This window comes from Olsenella profusa F0195 (assembly GCF_000468755.1).
Taxonomy (GTDB): Bacteria; Actinomycetota; Coriobacteriia; order Coriobacteriales; family Atopobiaceae; genus Olsenella_F; species Olsenella_F profusa.
This window is the reverse complement of the sequence record NZ_AWEZ01000050.1, coordinates 1-20,101: the sequence shown is the minus strand read 5'-3', so window position 1 is coordinate 20,101 and position 20,101 is coordinate 1. Positions and strand designations below refer to the sequence as shown.

Below are 20,101 nucleotides of genomic sequence, written 5' to 3'. Positions count from 1 at the left end.
TCATTCGGCCTTTTTCATATGGTTACATGGCGAGATGGCCAAGTGGTAAGGCAGAGGCCTGCAAAGCCTTTATCCCCGGTTCGAATCCGGGTCTCGCCTCCAAGAACGTGTCGGGCGGCTGCGTGAGCAGTCGCCCTCTCTCATCTCCCGTCCCATCGTCGGCAGCCAGCCTCCCGTCAGTGTGCCGCATGCAAGGCATCCCTTACCGCAGGGACGTCTGCCCCAGCAGCTTGACCAGGCGCACGATGGTCCCCGTGCCACTGGGCCGCCGCGCGATGGTCACCGAATCGGTCAGCAGGCGCATGAGCCTGATGCCACGACCCCGCTCGACGTCGTCGTGGGGACGGGCGGCCACCTCCCGCGCGTCAAACCCACAGCCGCAGTCCGTGACGTCCACCACCACACGATCCGAGTAGCATGCCATGGAGATGGCGGAGCACTCGCAACAGGCATGGTCAACGGCATTGCCCATGGCCTCTCCCACCGCAAGCGTAAGGTCAAAGAGCTCATCGGACGTAAGGCCAACATGGGAGAGGCGCCGTCTGACACCCGCACGCGTTGCGAGCATGTCCATGGGGTTGACGCGCAGGGAGCAGCGCCAGAGGGGCTCGGCAGAGGGATCAAGCTCCTCGATCGTGCGACGCTCCCCCACCCATGAGACGGGCATGAGGTCAACCAGACGACAGATGCGCAGCGTATGCATCACGCAGGGACTCGCATTGACGATGGAGAGTAGCCCCCCCAGCGAGCGGATGGCGCGCATCTCCCCCAAAAGCAGCCCCACGCCCGCGGAGTCGATATAGCCCACGTCGGCCATGTTGAGCACGATGCGTCGACACCCCCCCGCTACAAGGGCATCCACCATGCGGCGCAGGCACGGGGCGGTCGTGACGTCAACGTCCCCCTCCACGGGAACGAGTGCGATGTTGGTGGAACGTTCCATACGGTGCTTGTTCCCCATCATGGAGAGCATCTATCAGAGAACGTGTGAGCCAGGCGGAATGCGTCTGGCGTCCGCCCCGTCACGACGGCTATCCCCCCACGTCATCAAAGCGCAGGGCGACCATGGCGACGTCGTCATCCAAGGTGCGCCCCGTGAAGTCGTCAAGCGTGGCAAGCAGGCGGTCGAGCAGGCCATCGAATCCCTTGGGCTCCTGGGTCATGACGGCATCGCGCAGGCCATCCTCCCCGAAGAACGCGCCGCTCGGGGCGCGCGCCTCTGTGGTGCCATCGGTATAGAGCAGCAGCGCATCACCCGGTCGCAGGCTCATCTGGCCGTCCCGATACACCATGTCGTGGAACGCCCCCACCACGCCTGACTGCACGTCCAGACCTTCCAGCTCACCCGAGTCGCCGCGCACGAGCAGCGCCGGGGGATGCCCCGCCGAGCAGTACGCGAGCGCCGCCCCCTTGAGGTCGATGATGCCCACAAAGAGCGTCGCAAACGTCTCGACGCGCGAGAAGCCCAGCAGAAACTCATTGAGCAGCCTCACCATATGCGCTGGCGAGAGGCCCTGCCAGGCGTAGGCGCCGAGCGCGGTCTTCACGGCGGCAGAGACCGAAGCCGCCTCCACACCCTTGCCAGACACGTCGCCCATGATCACGCAGGCACGCTGGTCGGGCAGGCGGATGAGGTCGTAGAAGTCCCCGCCAATGACGGCCGTCGCCGTCGCAGAGCTGTAGATGCCCTGCGCCGTGATGCCATCCACCTGTTGGAGCTCGTTGCGCATGCCCGTCTGCAGGGCCTGCGCGATGTGCCTGTTCTGACGCTGCGCCTCGCCGCCCAGCACCAGCTCGTGGATGTCGTGGGCAACCGTCCCAAGAAATGCCCGCTCCACCTCCATGAAGGGCTCGCTGCCCTGGGGCCTTGCAAGCAGGAACACCCTGCGTGCGCCCCAGAGCACACCAAGATCAATGAGGGCCGTTGGCATGTCGGCCACATTCACCTGCTCTCCAAGGGGGCTCTCGGGCTCCACGACCATGACGGCAGGAGCCGCCTCCCCCAGCAGCGCGCCATCGACGTGCACGACCCCCAGTTCGGAAAGGTCCGCGGAAAGCAGACCGTCCTCACCTTCCACAAGGGGCTGAAGGATGGTGCCCCCCAGCTCCTCGCACGCATGGGCGAGACAGGAGAGGACTTCCCGCTCCGACGTGCCCTCATCCTCCATGAGCATCTCGCGGATAGACGAGGCGACGCTGTCGAGATGCATCTCGCGACGCGTACGCATGGTCTGGAGCGCCCCCGCCAACTGCACGGAGAGATACTGTGCCACGGCATCGAGCAGCTCGGCATCCTCGCGACGCATAGGGTGCACACGCTCCCAACCGACCTCGAACAGGGCGATGACATGACCGCCGAACCAGATGGGAACCGCCATGAGGCTCGTGAATGGCGGCAGGGTCGCGGCACGCACGCGATGTGTCTCGCGCGTGGTCTCATCCACCACGTCCCGATAGGCAACGCTCCCCTGCCTGAGGTCGTCCCGATGAGGCGCGAGCACCCGTAGCATGAGGGCCGTGCCCACCCGTACGGACAGCGTTTCGATGGAACGGCCGAGCGGCACATAGGGAGACACCGGGACGCCCTCGAGCGACGAGCTACGGCCGCGCAGGTGATAGCCCTCCCTTCCCACCACGTAGAGGATGGTGCCCGTGGCCTCCATGGTCTGGGTGATCTCCTCGAGCACGTGTCCGAAGAGCGTGGGGATGTCCTGGGCCCCAAGGGTGTCCAAGACGATGCCGAGCGTGCCCGCAAGGCGTTGGTTTGCCCGGGAGAGCTCGCCCACCAAGCGGTCATGCTCTGCCTGGGCTGCCTGCAGGGCATCGGCCACGTGTGCCACGAGCAGGAAGGCGCCCGCGTTCAGGTGCTCACAGCGGATGTCAAAGTCGACCGAGGTGCCATCCCTCCCTAGGCACGTGAGGGCGTTGCGCTGTCCATCCACCGTGAAGGGCAGCTCGGAGAGGTGAAAGGGAGTCCGGGGAGCAACGCCCACCGCAGGGGGGAAGATGGCCCGCACATCGGTGCCAATCAGGCTTTCCGACCCGCCGCCATGCACGAAGAGATGCTCCGCGGCATCGTTGGTGAGGGCTATGCGTCCCGCGTCATCAAACAGCACCGCGGCATCGGACATGAGCGCAAGCAACCTGGCCAGCACGGATTCCGTGGCACGGCTGCCCATCACATGCGAGCGCCGCGCAACGCCCTCGATGCCCTCTTCCTGCATCACCGCACTCCCTTCCCCGTCTTCCCGCCAGCATACCCCGATGATGGCATCGCATGTGCACGGCGCGATCCGAGGTGCTGGGGGCGGCTTCCAAGGGGTCATGCGCTCCCGCCGCTGCCCAAGACACCCATGGCGGGCTCTCGGCCCTGGCACACCCCCCCGGCGAGGCGACTACGAGGTGGTGACGGGGAGCACGTGCACGTCGCTCGGGCCAAACGTGACGCAGGCCGCATCTCCCACCCCGTAGATGTGCTTGCTCTTGGTGTCGTACTCCGTCACCCTCACGAGGTGGTCGCCGCACGTGACCTGATAGTTCTGGTAGGCGCCCATGAAGCGCGAGAGCGTCACCGTGCCTGGCAGCACACCCTCGTCGGCCAAGTGTGCGGCCTCGGGGCGCAGCACCAGCGTCACGTCCTGACCCTCCTGGGCACCATTGAGGTCGGCCACCTCGATGGCCTGATCCTCCACGGCAACCACACCGCCTGTGCCCTCTGCCGCCGAAACCCTGCCCCGCAGGAAGTTGGACTCGCCGATGAAGTCGGCCACGAACTCGTTGGCGGGACGGTCATACACCGCGTGGGGATCGCCGACCTGCTCCACGACGCCGCCCCTCATGATGATGATGTCGTCGGAGATGGCCATGGCCTCCGACTGGTCGTGCGTGACATAGATGGCCGTGATGCCCGCCTCCTGCTGGATGCGGCGGACCTCGGTACGCATGCTCACGCGCAGCTTGGCGTCGAGGTTGGAGAGCGGCTCGTCGAACAGGAGCACGCCCGGCTCGATCACCAGCGCGCGGGCGAGGGCCACGCGCTGTTGCTGGCCCCCTGAGAGCTGGTTGGTCATGCGGTCCTCCATGCCGTCCAGTCCCACGAGGTGCAGGATGTCGGCAACCTTCTCGCGGATGACGTCCTTGGGCATCTTGCGCAGCTTGAGGCCATAGGCGACGTTGTCGAAGATGTTGTATTGAGGCAGCAGGGCATAGCTCTGGAACACCATGGCCGTGTCGCGCTTGTTGGGCGTCAGGCCGTTGATGGGCTCGCTGTCCATGTAGATCTCGCCCTCGTCCGGCGATTCGAAGCCGGCGATCATGCGCAGGATCGTGGTCTTGCCACAGCCCGAGGGACCCAGCAGGCACACGAACGAGCCCGGCTCGATGGTGATGGTGGCGTCGTGGACCGCATAGAAGTCCTTGCCGGTCTTGGGATCCTGGTAGATCTTGGACACGTGCTCCAGACGCACGCTCTTCTTCTCCTTGGCCATGGAACTATTCCTCCTTGGAGGTTGCGGTACTGGTGCCAAAGCGCCCGATGATGAGGTTCATGAGCAGGACGGCGGCATAGGTGATGATGATCAGGATGGTGGAGAAGGCGCAGGCGACACCGTAGTCCCCCTTGCCGGCGAACTCGTTGATCTGCACCGTGATGAGCAGGAACTGGGGCGTCACGAGCAGGATGATGGCCGAGATGGCCGTGATGGAGCGCACGAAGGCGGTCACGAGGCCGGAGAGGAACGAGTCCTTGATGAGCGGCAGGGTGACGGTCATGAACATCGTGAAGCTGTCGGCGCCCATGTCGTAGGCGGACTCCTCGATGGACTTGTCGATCTGGCGCAGGGCCGAGATGCCCGAGCGCGTGCCGGTGGGCAGCGAGCGCACGATGAAGACGATGACCAGGATGGCCGCCGAGCCATAGAGTCCCTGCATGACCCCCGTATGGAAGAGGCCTCCCGAGAAGCCGCGGATGTAGCCCACGCCCAGCACGGTGCCGGGTACGGCCATCGCGAGCATCGACACCGCCTCGATGAAGCCCTTGGAGCGGAAGCTTCGCTTGACCACCAGGTAGGAGATGATCATGGAGAGCAGGGCGGTGATGGGTGCCGACACGAACGAGAGCAGGAAGGAGTCACGGAACGCCTGCAGGCCATGGTAGCGCGAGAACACGAGGCCAAACCACTTGGTGGTGAGCGAGTAGTCGCGTCCCCAGGTCTTGAAGAGGGCCCCAAGCGGCACGCAGGCATACATGACCACCACGAACAGGGCCACGGCGCCACAGAGGATGGAGAGTGGCAGCCGCACGGAGGCGTCCGTGATGAGCATGCGGGCGCGCGAGGCCTTGCCGGAGAGCGTGGAGGTGCTCCTGGCCTCGAGCACGTACTTCTGGACGACGAACATGAGCAGGGTGATGCACAGGAGGACGACGGCCATGGCCGCGGCGCCCTCCTTGTCGTAGGCTCCCGTGATCTGCAGGTAGATGGTGGTCGCCAGCGTGTCGTAGGAGCCACCGATGATCATGGGGTTGGCGAAGTCGGCGATGGACTCGATGAAGGTCACCAGAAACGCGTTGCCCAGACCGGGCAGGATGAGCGGCAGGGTGACGGAGGTGAAGACCTTCCAGCGCGAGGCCCCCATGTCGCGGGCGGCCTCCTCGAGGGAGGGATCGATGTTCTTGAGCAGGCCCTTGAGCATCATGTAGCACACCGGGAAGAACGTGAGGCTCTGCACCACGAAGATGCCCCAGAAACCATAGATGTTGTTGTCGGGGATGCCCAAAAGGCCGCGGGTGATGAGGCCCGACTTGCCAAAGAGCAGGATCATGGAAAGCGAGAGCACGAAGGGAGGGGAGACCACCGGCAGGATGGAGACCACCCTGAAGAGTCCTGCCATGAACCTGCCCCCGAGTCGCACGTACACCTCGACGTAGGCAAAGAGCAGTCCCACCAGCGCCGAGACGACGCTCACGCAGAAGCCCACCGACAGCGTGTTGGTGATGGCCGTGTCGAACGATGGCAGGGCGAGCACCCGCGCGAACACGTCGAGGGTGATGCCCCTGTCGGTGACGAACGAGTCCACCAGCAGGATGGCCAGCGGATAGAGGATGAACAGCGTCAGGAAGGCGATGAGGACGACGATGGTGGTGACCATGATGGGGTCGGCCATCAGCTTCCTGCGATCGAGCCTGGCTCCTTGGTTTGTGGCCATGCGGCGATCCTTCCTGCGATCACGCCCTGCAACGAACGAGCGGACGGGACGTGCCCGTCCGCCCTGACATGCTCCCGGGGTGCGTATGCGAGCGGTGGCGTTACTCGGTCTTGAAGCGGTCGTCACCGCCGCCGAGGGCGACCATGACGTCAGAGACGTACTGCTCGGTGTTGTCCTTGGCGTCATCGAAATCGTAGTCCATCACGTTGTCGGGGTCGAGACCGTACTCGCCGGCAAGCTTGGGCTGCGTGGCATTGTCAATGACCAGGAACTGGTAGGAGCCATTCTGCGCCGCCAGGTTGACGCATGCGGGCGAGAGCGCATACTCCACCCAGAGCTTGGCCGCGCTCTCATGCTGGGCACCCCTGAAGATGGCCGTGGCGCCCACCTCATAGGAGGCGCCAGAGGATGGGATGACGAGGCCGATGTTGTCATAGCCCTTGTCGGCGATCTGGTAGATGCCGTCATGCAGCATGCCGATGCCGATGGTGCACTCACCGATGCCGATGGACTTGGAGGGACCGGAGCCGCTCTTGGTGTACTGGGCGATGTTCTTGTCGAGGTCCACCAGGTACTGGATGCCCGCATCGTGGCCGTACTTCTGGATGATGGTGTTGATGAGCAGCTTGGCCGTACCAGACGTGTTGTAGTTGGATGACCAGATGAGACCCTTGTACGTGGCATCCGTGAGATCGGCGTAGTCGGCAGGGACGTCTATGCCCAGACGGTCGATCTCCTCCTTGTTGTACATGATGCCCAGGATGCCCTTGTAGATGCCGTACCAGTCGCCCTCGGTGGACCTGAAGGTGTCCGCGATGAGGTGCGAGGCGTTTGTGGGCTCGTACTTCTCGAGCAGGCCCTTGCCGGACGCAACGTTGTATGGGTCGGTGGTGCCCCCGAACCAGACGTCACCGGAGGGGTTGCCGTTCTCCTCCTCGACCTTGGCCTGGACCTCGCCCGTGGAAAGACGCTGGTACTGCGTCTGGATGCCATAGAGCTCCTGGAAGTGCTCGCAGGCGGCGGCCAGGTACTCCTCCTCGCAGGAGCCATAGACCACGAGGCTGCCCTCGTTCTGCGCGGCAGACCTGAGGCTCTCGTCCGCGCCGACGGCGTCGGTGCCAGAACCACCCGAGCCAGAGTCGCCGGCATTGGAGCCGCCACAGGCAGCAAGGCCAAGTGTGGTGGCCGAGACGGCGGCAGCGCCCAGGAAGTTCCTACGAGACAGATTCATGGCCATGTCATATCCCTTCATTGCCCAACGAGATGCGATGCACACGTCGTGCATGCCCAGACACAGTCTCGCAATAAAGTGGGAGCTTTTGGGCAGTATTCGACGAGCGCGGGGTTAGCCGTGGGTGAGCGCGACCGCGGGCACGAAGGATCATGAGGAGGAGCGGGGCCCAGAGAAGACAGGGCAGCGCACCGCGTGCGGGCCACGTTGGCATCTTGTGGCGACAGGAGCTCCCCTGTGGCGCCGTGTGGGTCCCGATCGATTCGTGTGGGTGCGATCCGCCGCGTGTGGGTGCCATTTGCCGCGTGTGGGTGCCTTTCTCCCGGGCGAGCTCCCGGCGACCTGACGATATGTTCATCGGCTTAGAGGCTGGTGGGCTGTCTCCTCCAAAGCAAGACAGCCCCCTTGTCTCCTGAGTCGTGAGCTAGCATGAAACCATCAAACCTCAGCCAGGGTCACAAAGAGAAGAAAGGGGGCCTTCATGAGGGAGTATACCACGCAGGTAGGAATGGACGTTCACGCCAGGAGTATTGTGTGCAAGGCGCCTGTTGTCACTTCGGGAGAGGTAAAGGAGCACTGCCTTCGTGGTTCTACTATGGTCTTGGACCTTCTTGAGTGGCTGGGGAAGCTACCTCAGCCCGTGCGCCTTGCGTACGAGTCGGGCTGTACGGGCCATGAGCTTGCTCGCACACTGAAGGCTGCAGGCTTTAGCTGTGACATTGCTGCGGCAACAAGCATTCCTAAGTCCCCGAAGAACAACCGGCACAAAAACGATCGCAATGACGCATCGATACTCTTGAGAGAGATGCCCAGTCCTGCAAGTGACATTTCCTACATCTGGATTCCTGATCGTGAGACCGAAGGGGCACGTGACCTCGTGAGAGCGTACACATCCCCGGCTACTCTTGTAAGCTCACAGAGGCGCAGGATAGCAGCCTTTCTTCTTAGACATGGCTGCGTTTGGAACGAGAGGACCTCCTCAGGAAGACTGAGGTCAACTCATACTGCGACCTACAGAGCCTGGGTCGCAAGCTGTGATCTGGGATGTGAGGGCGCAAATCTCACACTGAGACCCATGCCTGGAGGGCTCTGCGCCTTAGAAGAGAGCCGTGCTGCCTTCAAAGAGAGTGTAGAGGGACTCCGTCAGTCTTTGCGCTGGGCACCTTATGTTGATGCGATTTCTTTGCCCTTGGGTATAGGTAGTGCCACTGCTCTTCTTGCGGCAGCTGAGTTTGGAAGCTTTTCTCGCTTTGGCTCAGGCAGGAAGGTCTCTCGGTGGATAGGATGTTCTGCAACCGATCGCTCAAGTGGCCCAAGATGCAGCCCCGGGCACATCCCCAGGGAAGGGCCAACCCTTCTGCGCCGCTTGCTTATTGAGGGTCCTGCATCCATCTGCAGAGGGAAGGACTATACCAAGAGGCATGTGCGTACGTGTGGGGTGTCGCCTGAGATTGGGCGACTTGCCCGTAAGGCCAACAGACGTCTCAAGTCCCGCTTTGACGAGCTTGTTGATGCAGGCAAACATCCCAACGTCGCAAGAGTGGCGGTGGTGCGCGAGCTTGCTTGTTGGATTTGGGTAATTGGGCTTAAGGTGGAGTCTGAGATAGGCTCCATGGCCTAGGCCTGCCACTGACAGAGCCACATCCCCTCGAGCATTCTTATCATCGATGCGTGAAGATGACCCGCGAAAACCGCACACGCAGCCAAAAGGGTCATGTGTGAGACCTGACAGATCACCTTATGCGGTGGTCATGCGGCTCCATCTATACCGAAAGCATCGTAGTGCGGCTCAGTGTATAACCGAAGACCCGCGAATATGTGAGTGGATCGCATGTGAAGCATCCGAAGCTGGATAGATCTTTTTATCCGCTATGAGGACACGCAGGAAGATGAGAGCTCAAAGGGTTTGGAAGCCAGCCCCTGGCTTAGCTATCTAGGGGCTGGCGAGCTCTGCTAAAAATGTCTCACTTGACAGGCCGACGAACATATGTGCGGTTTTGTGGGTGACTTTCGGGAGAAAGACACCCACATGAATCGATTGACACCCACATGCAACGATTGGTACCCACATGACAGGAAACCCCGGCGTGCTCGCACACGCGACAGCGAAGGAGACCCATAACCCGAGACAAGCTCGCGGACGCCATCAATGAGAAAGGCCGGGACCATGAGTGTCCCGGCCTCTGCATCTTCTGGAGCCAGCTATCAGACTCGAACTGATGACCCCCGCTTTACGAGAGCGATGCTCTACCAACTGAGCTAAGCTGGCATCCCCAGCACACCCGCAGATGCGGCACAGATTCTATATGAACCATCGCTACGAATGCAAGCGCCGTCCTCGAATCTACCGAATGGGTCGGGTTGATGCGCCGAGCACGGCGGCATCGGAGGGATCGGTTATCCACTGATAGGTGTACTCGGAATCCCCCGTGGCGTGATACGATGTCTTGCCGCCGCTCGACGTACCGGTAAAGGACTCCATCTTGGTTGTCACCTTGGAGATGTTACCGTCGTCGTCATACTCGAACTCGAGGCGAGAGCGCAGCGGGTCGCCTTGCCCATAGTCGTTCGAGATGTTCGCAGCCGTCACGACGCCGTCATCATCCGTCTCATACTCATACGTGGACGTGGAGGTGAAGCCGTCCCCCTCGTCATCCGTCTCGGTCACGAAACCATCCGTGTTGAACAGCATCGTGGATACGTATGTGGATGAGCCGTCCTTGGATGAGGACGTCGTTGTCTCCTTGGTGAGGTTGCCGTCGGCATCGTACTCGTACTCGACCGTGGATACTTCCGTACCATCATCGGGATTCGTCGCCACCCGCCTTGCCAGGGTCCCATCATCATTGAACTCGAGGTCATAGTGACCCTTGCCTGAGTGCTCGTCGGTATCGCCCGTGGTCTCCCAGTCGGTGGTCCAGCCATTCTCGTCCACAGCAAAGGTGGTTGTGAACGAGTATTCCTCTACTTCCTGAGTTGACTTGCCATTCTCATCGCGTTTGTGGTCGCTTCGTGTGCCGCTCGCGGAAATCATACTGCCATGATCATCCAGCTCGTACGTGACATCCGAATCCAGTCCCGAGGAGTCCGTGTGCTTGCGTGATGCCGTCACAAAGATGGGCTGATGCTTGGGTGCCAGAACCCCGAGCCCCCCATTGCCCGAGCTGTCAGGGGATGTGAATCCCAAGGGATTGCTGCAGGCGGAGAGTGCTGCCAGCGTGCCGCCTGCAGCCGATGACAGAAGCGCACGCCTGCTCAGGGAGTGGGCGCCGAAATGAGGGACGGGACTGCTGGTGGACATGCTCTGCTCCAATCGCTGACACACGAATGTGATGGCTACACGGTCACGAGCAAGGAGTCAAACACCGCTGCGGGTGAGGGGTCGTCGATGAGCGTGTATGTGTAGGTCGTGCTGGTGGTCCTTGTGACCGGCCGCCGCTTCGCCCCTGTGTCAACGGTTCCATAGACGTCCACGTCCATCTCGGCGGTTCTCTCGCACTGAACGAGGTTGCCGTTGTCGTCGTATGTGTACGCATCCTCGTAGGCGGAGGGGCTCGGCGTCGATGGGCTGCTTCCCGAAGCATCGGACGTTAGCTCCACGTGCGCCCCCGTTATCACACCATCGTCATCCATCTGGTACGTATAGGTGCTCAACGAGGTGCTTCCTGATCCCTTCCTCCGCGTAAAGGTGTATTTGCTCCGCGTGGGGAAACCCTGCTCGTTGTAGTCGGTGACAGATCTCGACTGTCCGCTCTCGTCGGACGAGGATCCTGACGTGTTTGTCACCTTCGTGATGACACCGTCGTCGTACTCATAGGTCGTCTCAGAGGACGTGCCATCCTGGTCGTTAGCGTTCCCGTATGTGGTGTGCGTCAGCCTGCACGGCTGGCCGTCGCCGTTGAACTCGTACGTCACATCGCTACTCGAACTGTCAGTGGTGCTCCTCTGCGAATCCTTCCTCGAGGTCGACGAGCCGCTCGAGCCTCCTGCGGTGGTCAACGTATAGGTCGACTCCACGGAGGTCACCCATCCGTTCTCGTCACGCGTGTAGGTGGACAGCATGCGCTGTATGCCACCACTGTCATCCTCCGTCCCCTCTGGATCAGTGAAGTCGGTCGTACGTTGCATGACGTTCCCATGCTCATCTAGGGTAAGGTCGACGGTGACATCAGACATCCCAACGGAGAAACCGCTCGATGTACTCTTGTAACCCGTCAACACGTAGAGAGGGGCCCTCTTGGGTCCGATAACACGCTCGATCTGGTCGAATGGGCTGCTGCAGCCTGCCAGGGCTGGTGCGAGAAGTCCCAAGCCCAGTGCAGCGCCCAGCAGGGAGCGACGGTCAAGAGGGCGAGCGCACAGAGAGCCGCCAGACATGATTGCTCCCCTGTCATCGAATGGTGGATGGTAACGCCCTTAGCCTAGCACCAATTGGTAATTGCACACTCAACGATACGAGATGGAAACGGCCAACGCGCTCTGGGAGGGATGGCGAGCGAGGTGTCATCCTTCTCACGCGGGCGCCCTAGAGCAGACGCAGCACGCCGCGCACCAGCCGCTCGAAGCTGTCCGCATGGCGCTGTGCCCCTGCGCGCACCGACTCGTGCGATGTCCCCGGCGCACCGGATGCGTTGGCTGCGAGCGTGAGCCCCAGCACGTGCATGTCCAGGGCATGGGCCATGATGACCTCGTTGACCGTGGACATGCCCACATATGAGACGCCCAGCTGCCGCATCAGGGCCACCTCGGCCGGCGTCTCGAAGCACGGTCCCAGGACGCCCGCATAGACGCCCTCCTCCACCGCGATGCCCAGGTCGTCCGCCACGCCACGAGCCAGCGTGCGCAGATAGGGCGTATAGGCATCCTTCATGTCCACAAAGGGCGTCTTCACGTCGCGCTCCCCCTCCCATTCGGCAAGGGGATTGCGTCCCGTGAGGTTGACCTGGTCGGAGAGTATGCCCAGGCCCAGGCTGGCGTTGCCCGGGACGGCTCCCGTGGCACAGGCAAAGATGATGTCACGGCAGCCCAGGTGGTGCGCATGGCGCACGAGGGACGTGATCTCCGCGGCGCTATAGCCCTGATACAGGTGGATGCGCCCCGGATAGACCACCACCGGAACGTCGTCCACCGTGCCGACCGTGGCCTCGAAGCAATGACCGCTCACGGGCATGGCGTTTGTGGGGAAGCCCTCGATATCGTGATAGTCGATGCGACGCACAGGCTTGACCAGACTCTTGAGGTGCCCAAGGCCCGTCCCCAAGACGATGGCGACGGGATGCTCGACGGACGGCTTGCAGCTCTTGACGAGATCCTCGGTGACCACGCAGAATCCCTCCTCCCTCAGGAGACGTGCGAGCAGCCCGTCTCCCCGCGTCAGCGTGCCAGTGTAGGAACCATCGTAAATCACATCCACGCCGCAGGAGGGGCTCTTCGCCTTCAGAACGGCGAGAGGTGCCGTCGCGGCGCAGATGCCCTCTTGGCGTGCCCGCTCCAGAGAGAGATGCGCACCCCGCTCGAAGTCCTCCGTGACATCCCTGCCGTCTTCGAGCATGACGCGCCCGCCGCGCTGCTCGGCGGGAGGCCTGGGTATGGGAAGCCCCGAGGCAAGCTCGGGACAGATTCCCACGGCGTCGACTTTCCCACAGAGCTCCTTCACCTCGGGCACGGGCTTCGCCCCACCATCGTAACGGCAGGCGCTGCCCAAGAGGCATCTGCTCACCAACGCGCGCATGCGCGGCACCGTGGCAGGGCGACTAGATCACCAAGGTGCCCAGCTGGAGGTTGGCCTGCGCCAGCTGGCTGTTGACGTAGTTCGTCCAGCCCTGGGAGGCCTGCTGAGCGGCTGCCTGGTACTTCTGCGAGGCAACCACATAGGCAGCCAGCGCAGCGTTATAGCTGGCTGAGTCGGGCGTGACGGTGTAGTTGGCCAGGGCCGAGGCGTAGGAGCCATCCGTAGCGGCCCAGGTACCTGCATTCGCATCCCACTCGCTACCCGCAAGGTTGATGATGTAGTCCGCATACTCCTTGCTCGTGGCATCCTTGTTGCCATCGGAGGGCTCGGTGGGGGCCGTGGGCGCATCGGGCACGGTGGTAGTAACCACGGAGTCGCGCAGCTTGTCTATCTTGGCGGTATCAGTAACCTCCTGTTTTACCTTATCGGCCGAGATGCCGAAGTTGGAGGCGATCTGGTCGAAGTCGGAGGTGCCGGCATGTTGCTGGGCAAACTGGCTCAGCTCGTCATCGGAGACAGTGATGCCCTGATCGTCTGCCGCCTTCGTGAGAATCTGCGTACGCGCGACGGCGAGGACGCCATCGGCGGAGGGCAGGTTGTAGGTGCCATCGGCATTGGCCTGGTTCTGGCTGGAAGTGGTATCGAGCACGTCCTGCGCCGTGATGTTGTAGGTCTGGCCCTTGTACGTGTAGGTGCCCATGACCGTATTGAGCTGATCGGCGGTGACCGTGGTCTTGCCAGAGAGGGAGCCGTCAATCACGCCGCCGGTAATGCGCGTGAGCACGAAGCGGCCGAACAGCATGCCCACAAGTGCGCAGGCAATGGCAATCCAGACCCACGAGGTGGTCGTGAGACCCTGGCGACGGCCAATCGTACGGGGCGACCTGGATGACCTGGTGCCTGCGGAACCCCTATGGGAGGTCTGGGAAGACCCCTTGCCCTTGCTGCGAGGAGCGTTCTTACGTCCCTTGTCCTTGGACCCTTCGTCTTGAGAGTCTCCCTCGGACTTCCCGGACTTTTTGGATCGCTTGCTCCGCTTTGGCGCATTGTCCTCATGGTCGTCCGTGGACTCCTTGTGCCTCTTGGACGTGCGACCTCTCTTGGGCTTTTCGCTGGAGGTCGTGGACTCCTCGTCCTCGAGCGTGTCCTCGTCATCCTGGATGTCAGGCAGAGCCCCGTCAGTCGCCACCTTCGAGGCCCGCGCATTCCTCTTTTCCTTCTTGCCCTTGTTCTTGTTGCCGCGTTTGTTGTGCTTACGTGACATGCTCATCCTCCTACGCACCTAGGGGCACTGATTGCAGGGCCATGATGGCCGCCTATCGTCAACCAATCCTCGAAATTGTAGGCGAGGCACTACCTCTTGTTGAGGGCCTCCACAATCTCACACGAAAATGCCTTTATATAGCCCCTGCCGTTCTGGGCGTCGAAGTCGATGCGCGCATGCAGTGCGTCTGCCACATCAGGAGCGATGGAACCGCCCGCAAACTCCAGAAGACAACCGAGCATGTCACGGTATTCCGGATCTCCGTGATAGCACTGTACCGCCTCATCGAGGATGGGCCACACCTGAGCGGAACGGGCCGGCTCGGTGGCACCAAAGCTCGTGAGAAAGCGGAATGCCGCAAGGCGCACGGCAGAGGACTCCTCGTCGAACAGGGACGCCTCGGCACCTTCGAAGGCCTCCTCCACGCAGCCGGGGTCCTCCTTGGCCATCTCGGACAGGACATCCAAGAGCTCCCAGCGCGTCTGCGCCTCGGGACGGTCGAGGCCGTCGATGACGTCGCCAGCGTACTCAAAGAGATCGCTGACACCCTCCCTGGCACGACGGGCCAACTCACGTGCAGACTCCTGCCTATGGCGACGGTTGGAGCCATCCAGCTCCGCCACGAGCGTCTCTAGATCCTTCTCGGTTTCCTTGTCTGCCATGTCTCCCCTATTCGCTAAACCCATCCACCATGATCGTGCCGCTGCGCGGATCCTGATGGAGTTCGATGAACCCCAGCTTCGACGCCTCACGCAGCAGGTTGCTGAAGGAGCGGTAGCCGTAGCTGCGCTCCGAGAACTGCGGACGCTTGCGCTTCATGGTGTCCTTGAGGCGCGAGGCAAGTATGGCACTGTCGCTCTCGCCCTGCAGCGCGTCGATGGTCTCGAACAGCAGCTCGTAGCAGGCATGGCGCTCCTTGGGCACCGTGGCGGTGAAGTCGGGCGTGCCCCCCTTGCTCACGATGTCCTCATAGAAGAGGAACTCGTCGCACACCTCGGCGAGCAGGCTGCTCGTGGACTCCTTCATGCCCACGCCGATGACGGTCTTGCCGAACTCCTTGAGCTTTGCCACGAGCGGCGAGAAGTCGGAGTCGCCGGAGAGGATGGCAAAGGTGTCGATGTGCTCCTTGGTGAGGCACATCTCCATCGCGTCCACGGCAAGGCGGATGTCAGCCGAGTTCTTGCCGGTATAGGCACGGTCTGGGATCTCGATGAGCTCGATGCCCAGCTCGTGCAGGGGCGTGATGGCGTCATCGAAGCGCTGCCAGTCGCAGTAGGCGCGCTTGGCGGTGATGCGCCCCTTGTCGACGAGACGCTCGAGGATGCGCTTGACGTCGGGACGCGGACCTGGCTCCTGATGGCCGTTGCGCTTGCGCCTGCCCGTCCCTAGGGCGAGGTTCTCGTAGTCGATGAGGACGGCGAGCGAGCTCTGTGCTGCTTCGTTCATGTGGTCGATGGTTCCCTTCGGGACGCCCTAGTGCTGGCGCCCATCACGATGATGATGCCCGTGGTCGTGCTCGGCAGGCTGCTCAAGCAGCGACCAATCGAGCCCGACAGAGGCTCCCGTCTCCTGATCCTGGTAGAGCAGGGTGATGGCCTGCGTCCCCAGGCGCGAGCCGCCGACCTTGCACAGGGCGTCATACAGGTCGAAGGCGTTCTGGGCGCCTGGCAGGGCCATGCCGGCATCATCCGCCTGCATGAGGGCGAGGCCAAGGTCCTTGCGCAGATGTTCCACCAGAAAACCAGGCCTGTAGTCCCCCACCACGGACCTCGGGGCAAGCTTGCTCAGGGCGACCGAGCCGCCCATGCCGTGCGAGACGATGTCGACCATCTGGGCCCCATCGATGCCCGCCGTCTCGGCAAGGGCAAGGGCATCAGCATAGCCAACCATGGCCGAGGCCAAGGCGACCTGGTTGCAGAGCTTGACCGTCTGGCCGCGTCCAGCAGCGCCCACATAGTAGACCGTGTCCGAGAAGCACTCGAGCAGGGGCAGAATGGGGGCGGCATCCGCCTCCGCGGCACCCGCCATGAGCGTGAGCGTGCCGTCGATGGCACCTTGCTCGCCGCCCGTCACCGGGCAGTCGAGCGCATGTTTGTCCATGACCTCCGCGGCATCGTGGATGTCGCGGGCAAGCTGGGAGGAGCTGGTGGTGAGGTCCACGAGCCAGGCGCCCTTCCTCGAGGCTGCGATGATGCCGCCCTTGTCGAGGTACACCTCCTCGACATCGGTGGGGTAGCCCAACATGGTGAAGACGACGTCCGCCTGCGAGGCGGCCTCGCCGGGCGAGGGCGCCCACATGGCACCCCGGGCGACGAGCGCGTCCGCCTTGGCCTTGGTGCGGTTGTGGACCGTAAGGCCATAGCCGGCATCCAGAAGGTGGCCCGCAATGGGGGCGCCCATGATGCCGGTGCCAATGAAGGCAACGCTGTGGATGGTCGATGACATAGGCCTCCTCTTCGTATCGGATGATGGGCAGACAGCGCCAGAGGGGCGCCCGTCAGGAGGGTTGCCTCCCCTTGCGGACCTTGCGTGCGATGCGATCGGTCAGCGAGAGCTTCTCGCGGCGATCGGTGCCCCAGAAGCAGAGCGCCACCATGCCGGGGCCGACATGGCTGCCCAGGATGGGTGACACCTGGCTGCGAATGATGGTCACGTCCTCGCAGCCCTCCTCCTTGCGCACCTCACGCTCGAGCCAGTCGGCGTCCTTCTCGGCGTCCGTGGAGACGATGGCCAGGGGAAGCGACGCATCATGGGCATAGTTGTCACGAAAGTCCTGGATGATGGCCTTGAGCGCCTTCTTGCGACCACGGCACATGCCGCGCAGCGTGAGGGCGCCGGTGAGGTCATAGGACAGCTCGGGCTTGATGTCCAGCTTGCTGCCCACATTGGCCGCTGCCGGAGGAATGCGGCCACCAGCGGCCAGGCTGTCAAAGCTATCCAGCGTGAAGTACCCATGGACGAAGTAGCGGGCGTCGCACGCCCAGGCATAGAGCCCCTCGGCCGAGAGGCCCAGGCTCGCCTGGTGCACCATCTCGATGGCAAGGAGCTCGCCCGCCGCAGAGTCGCAGGTGGTGTCGAGCACATAGAGCTCGAATCCGGGATACCTCTCCTTGATCATCTCCTGCGCCTGACGTGCGGAGTCGATCGAGGAGGAGAGTCCGCCGGAGAGGCCGATGTACACCGTGGGCATGCCGTCCAGTGCCGCGCGCTCGAAGGCCTCATAGTAGCGCCCTGGCGTGACGGCAGAGGTGGTGTAGTGCACCGTGGGGTTCTTGCGCATGGCCTCGTAGAACTCGTGGGGGTCGCTCGTGGCCCAGAGGTCGTCCACCTGCTCCCCCTCGGGGGTCATGTAGGTGAACGGTATGACCTCCACCCCCAGGGCATCCGTGACGCCAGGGGCATAGTCCGCCGTAGAGTCAACGATGAATCGTACGTTACGCCGTTGGTGATAGGCTCGGCCGACGCGCTTGACGTCGGTCGGATCCTGAGCATCCGCGCTGGTAAGGGGAGAGTCCGTGGGCATGTGCTTCCTTACGCCTCGTCGTTCGTCTCGACCTTGGGCTTGATGATGCCGTAGCCGCCGTTGTTACGATGGTAGATGACGTTGATGAGGCCCGTGTTGGCATTCTCGAACACGTAGAAGTCATGCCCGAGCAGATCGGTCTGGACCAGGGCCTGCTCCTCGCTCATGGGTTTGAGGTCGATGTACTTCTCGCGCACCAGGAGGTTGTCCTCCTCCTTGGGGGGCTCGATGAGGCTCGAAAGGTCACCGATCCCCTCGGGTGCCACATCGCCCCGTGCGCCGGCAGAGCGGCGGGTATGGTCGATGACGCGCGTCTTGTACTTGCGCAGCTGGCGGGTGACCTTCTCGGCCGCCTCGTCGATGGCGACGTACATGTCTTCCTGGCTGGCCTCCACGCGCACCACCGCATCGCGCACGAAGACGGTGATCTCACAGGTCTTGCGATCCGGGTTGGAGCGATTGCGTCCCACGCGCAGCACGACATCACAGCTCATGGGGCTGATGTCGAACACCTTGAGGGCCCCGCCGACCTTGTCCGTCACATGCTCGCGCATGCCGTCGGTGATGGAGACCTTCCGACCCGTAATCTTGATGTCAACCATGTGTTCCTCCTTCTTAGAGATCATCCTCTGGAAGAGGTGACTAGCCTAGTTGTACCCCTTGGGGACTTTGCGGGGAAGGCAGATCCCCTGGCGACCGGACGCACATCCGCGCGCCGCACAGGCTAGCTAACGGCATTGGCGCCTGCCGTGGACCCATCGCCCGCATTGCCCGCAGACGACGCTCCCTCGTTGGCGCCCATGGTGCCCGTGGAGGCGCTGGCAGACTGTCCACCCGCGAGCGCACCTGCCGCATTGGCTGCCGCCTCGGGCGTCCCCTTGGTCGGGACCCCCTTGACCTGGTCTGCCGCACCGAGATTGGGGAGGCTCCCCACCCAGTGCGCGCGCACCAGATCGTATGCGCCTGATTCCCGCAGCGCAGAGAAGGCGTCCGAGACGCCCTGCCTGAGGTCGGCGTTGGTGCCGAGCACCGCGATGCCCTTGGGGGTGGGCTCGCCCAGGATGCCGCCCATGGCGACATCGGCATGCGACTGTGCGAGGTACGCGCCGGGATAGGCCTCGCAGAGCACATAGTCCACATCACCGCCCTCGAGTGCCGAGAAGGCGTCATTGAGGTTGTTGTAGCCCGTGGACTGCAGGGAAAGGCTGGTCCGCTCGAGCGCCGAGGCGGACTTGGAGCCTGCCTGCACGCCGACCCTCTTGCCCGTGAGATCGGAGCCGCTGAGGGTGCCACTGAGCTTCTTGCCAAAGAGCGCGGGGGCCGTCTCGGCATAGGAGCAGGCCGTCGTGACATCCGTGCCGGCAGGTGCCACCGTACCCGCCGCGTCCGTTCCGGAGTAGTTCATGACCACGTCGCAGGTGACACCCAGCGCAGCGGCGGGGTCGCTCACACTCACGAAGGAGACCTTGAGCCCCATCTGCTCGGCAAGGGCGGAGGCAAGGTCCACGTCCAAGCCCGATATGGCACCGTCCGCGTTGGCAAAGTAGAGAGGGACGGTCTCCACCTTGGTATTGATGCCCACCGTAAGCGTGCCCGCAGTCACGAGGGCGCCATCAGGCACGCTCTGCGCGTGCTCCGAGGCCAGCGTGGCAAGCGCCTGGTCGACCGAGGGCGTGGACCGCATGGCGCCCGACAGCCCCTGCGCGCCGCATCCTCCCACCACGAGGGCACCAACAAGGGCAAGAGCCCCAACGCATGTGCGACCCCGCATGCCGATGCTCGTGACTGTGATGCCCATCGCTCCCCCGTTTTCGGCAGGCCGCCCACCAAGGGCGTCCGTCCCCTCCCTGTTCCCTCCAGCTGACCTGGTATTTGACCCCACACTCGCGTACGGGAGCCTTCGCTTCGGGGCTACGGCCCCCCACTATCGGCCCTCTCGCCCGTGGGGCCAGATGCCCCCAGCCGCGGACGGTACGACTTGCTTCTAGGACGAGCCATGCTCGCCGGCACGCTCACGCCCGGCTTACGTGGATCCTTTTGACCTCGTCTGCCATGGACTAGGGAGACCTGCCAAAGCGCGCCACCCGCAACCACAGACCTGAACGGAACGCAGCAAGTATACCAGCCCGTGGGCGTTTCGATCCCTCT

Annotated in this window: 16 protein-coding genes and 2 tRNA genes; 2 read left to right on the top strand and 16 right to left on the bottom strand. The window is 63.0% G+C overall.

What is annotated here, in order from left to right:
• Nucleotides 1-28 precede the first annotated feature (28 nt).
• A tRNA-Cys gene (locus HMPREF1316_RS07540) sits at nucleotides 29-102 on the top strand.
• 100 nt (nucleotides 103-202) lie between these two features.
• On the opposite strand, the gene HMPREF1316_RS07535 is transcribed toward HMPREF1316_RS07540, so the two are convergent.
• The 5 genes from HMPREF1316_RS07535 to HMPREF1316_RS07515 all read right to left on the bottom strand — a co-directional run bounded on the left by HMPREF1316_RS07535 (nucleotide 203) and on the right by HMPREF1316_RS07515 (nucleotide 7,441).
• Entirely contained in the window at nucleotides 203-943 is a 741-nt protein-coding gene (locus HMPREF1316_RS07535; protein WP_040651860.1) for an anti-sigma factor antagonist, read from the bottom strand.
• 88 nt (nucleotides 944-1,031) lie between these two features.
• Entirely contained in the window at nucleotides 1,032-3,224 is a 2,193-nt protein-coding gene (locus tag HMPREF1316_RS07530) for a GAF domain-containing SpoIIE family protein phosphatase (protein ID WP_040651836.1), read from the bottom strand.
• Nucleotides 3,225-3,395: 171 nt separating this feature from the next.
• Complete coding sequence (locus HMPREF1316_RS07525; RefSeq protein ID WP_021726417.1) at nucleotides 3,396-4,487, bottom strand: ABC transporter ATP-binding protein; 1,092 nt, start codon at nucleotides 4,485-4,487, stop codon at nucleotides 3,396-3,398.
• Nucleotides 4,488-4,491: 4 nt separating this feature from the next.
• The gene (locus tag HMPREF1316_RS07520; protein ID WP_021726395.1) at nucleotides 4,492-6,204 is read right to left on the bottom strand and encodes an ABC transporter permease; all 1,713 of its coding nucleotides are present in this window, start codon (nucleotides 6,202-6,204) and stop codon (nucleotides 4,492-4,494) included.
• Nucleotides 6,205-6,304: 100 nt separating this feature from the next.
• Nucleotides 6,305-7,441: an extracellular solute-binding protein gene (locus HMPREF1316_RS07515; protein WP_021726412.1), complete on the bottom strand. Its 1,137-nt coding sequence runs from the start codon at nucleotides 7,439-7,441 to the stop codon at nucleotides 6,305-6,307.
• 475 nt (nucleotides 7,442-7,916) lie between these two features.
• Between HMPREF1316_RS07515 and HMPREF1316_RS15075 the strand changes: the two genes are divergently transcribed.
• A complete protein-coding gene (locus HMPREF1316_RS15075) occupies nucleotides 7,917-9,056 on the top strand; it encodes an IS110 family RNA-guided transposase (RefSeq protein ID WP_021726390.1) in 1,140 nt (379 codons plus the stop codon).
• 572 nt (nucleotides 9,057-9,628) lie between these two features.
• Here the strand turns inward: HMPREF1316_RS15075 and HMPREF1316_RS07510 are convergent.
• The 11 genes from HMPREF1316_RS07510 to HMPREF1316_RS13265 all read right to left on the bottom strand — a co-directional run bounded on the left by HMPREF1316_RS07510 (nucleotide 9,629) and on the right by HMPREF1316_RS13265 (nucleotide 19,751).
• Nucleotides 9,629-9,704 (bottom strand) — tRNA-Thr (locus tag HMPREF1316_RS07510).
• A gap of 75 nt (nucleotides 9,705-9,779) precedes the next feature.
• Nucleotides 9,780-10,736 carry a hypothetical protein gene (locus tag HMPREF1316_RS14085; protein ID WP_021726370.1) on the bottom strand — a complete coding sequence of 319 codons (957 nt, stop codon included), beginning with the start codon at nucleotides 10,734-10,736 and terminating at the stop codon, nucleotides 9,780-9,782.
• 35 nt (nucleotides 10,737-10,771) lie between these two features.
• Entirely contained in the window at nucleotides 10,772-11,812 is a 1,041-nt protein-coding gene (locus tag HMPREF1316_RS07500) for a hypothetical protein (protein WP_021726394.1), read from the bottom strand.
• Nucleotides 11,813-11,960: 148 nt separating this feature from the next.
• A complete protein-coding gene (locus HMPREF1316_RS07495) occupies nucleotides 11,961-13,166 on the bottom strand; it encodes a purine-nucleoside phosphorylase (protein ID WP_040651832.1) in 1,206 nt (401 codons plus the stop codon).
• A gap of 22 nt (nucleotides 13,167-13,188) precedes the next feature.
• Entirely contained in the window at nucleotides 13,189-14,430 is a 1,242-nt protein-coding gene (locus HMPREF1316_RS07490; protein ID WP_021726388.1) for a SurA N-terminal domain-containing protein, read from the bottom strand.
• A gap of 89 nt (nucleotides 14,431-14,519) precedes the next feature.
• A complete protein-coding gene (locus HMPREF1316_RS07485; RefSeq protein ID WP_021726375.1) occupies nucleotides 14,520-15,092 on the bottom strand; it encodes a hypothetical protein in 573 nt (190 codons plus the stop codon).
• 7 nt (nucleotides 15,093-15,099) lie between these two features.
• A complete protein-coding gene (locus tag HMPREF1316_RS07480; protein WP_021726386.1) occupies nucleotides 15,100-15,876 on the bottom strand; it encodes an NYN domain-containing protein in 777 nt (258 codons plus the stop codon).
• 27 nt (nucleotides 15,877-15,903) lie between these two features.
• On the bottom strand, nucleotides 15,904-16,875 hold the full coding sequence (locus HMPREF1316_RS07475) for an NAD(P)-dependent oxidoreductase (RefSeq protein WP_021726385.1): 972 nt from the start codon (nucleotides 16,873-16,875) through the stop codon (nucleotides 15,904-15,906).
• A gap of 52 nt (nucleotides 16,876-16,927) precedes the next feature.
• Nucleotides 16,928-17,953, bottom strand: coding sequence for a DegV family protein (locus HMPREF1316_RS07470; protein WP_021726405.1), 1,026 nt, complete (start codon nucleotides 17,951-17,953; stop codon nucleotides 16,928-16,930).
• A gap of 8 nt (nucleotides 17,954-17,961) precedes the next feature.
• A complete protein-coding gene (gene hpf, locus HMPREF1316_RS07465; protein ID WP_021726416.1) occupies nucleotides 17,962-18,555 on the bottom strand; it encodes a ribosome hibernation-promoting factor, HPF/YfiA family in 594 nt (197 codons plus the stop codon).
• Between the two features lie 122 nt (nucleotides 18,556-18,677).
• Nucleotides 18,678-19,751, bottom strand: coding sequence for a substrate-binding periplasmic protein (locus tag HMPREF1316_RS13265; RefSeq protein WP_021726410.1), 1,074 nt, complete (start codon nucleotides 19,749-19,751; stop codon nucleotides 18,678-18,680).
• Between the last annotated feature and the right edge of the window lie 350 nt (nucleotides 19,752-20,101).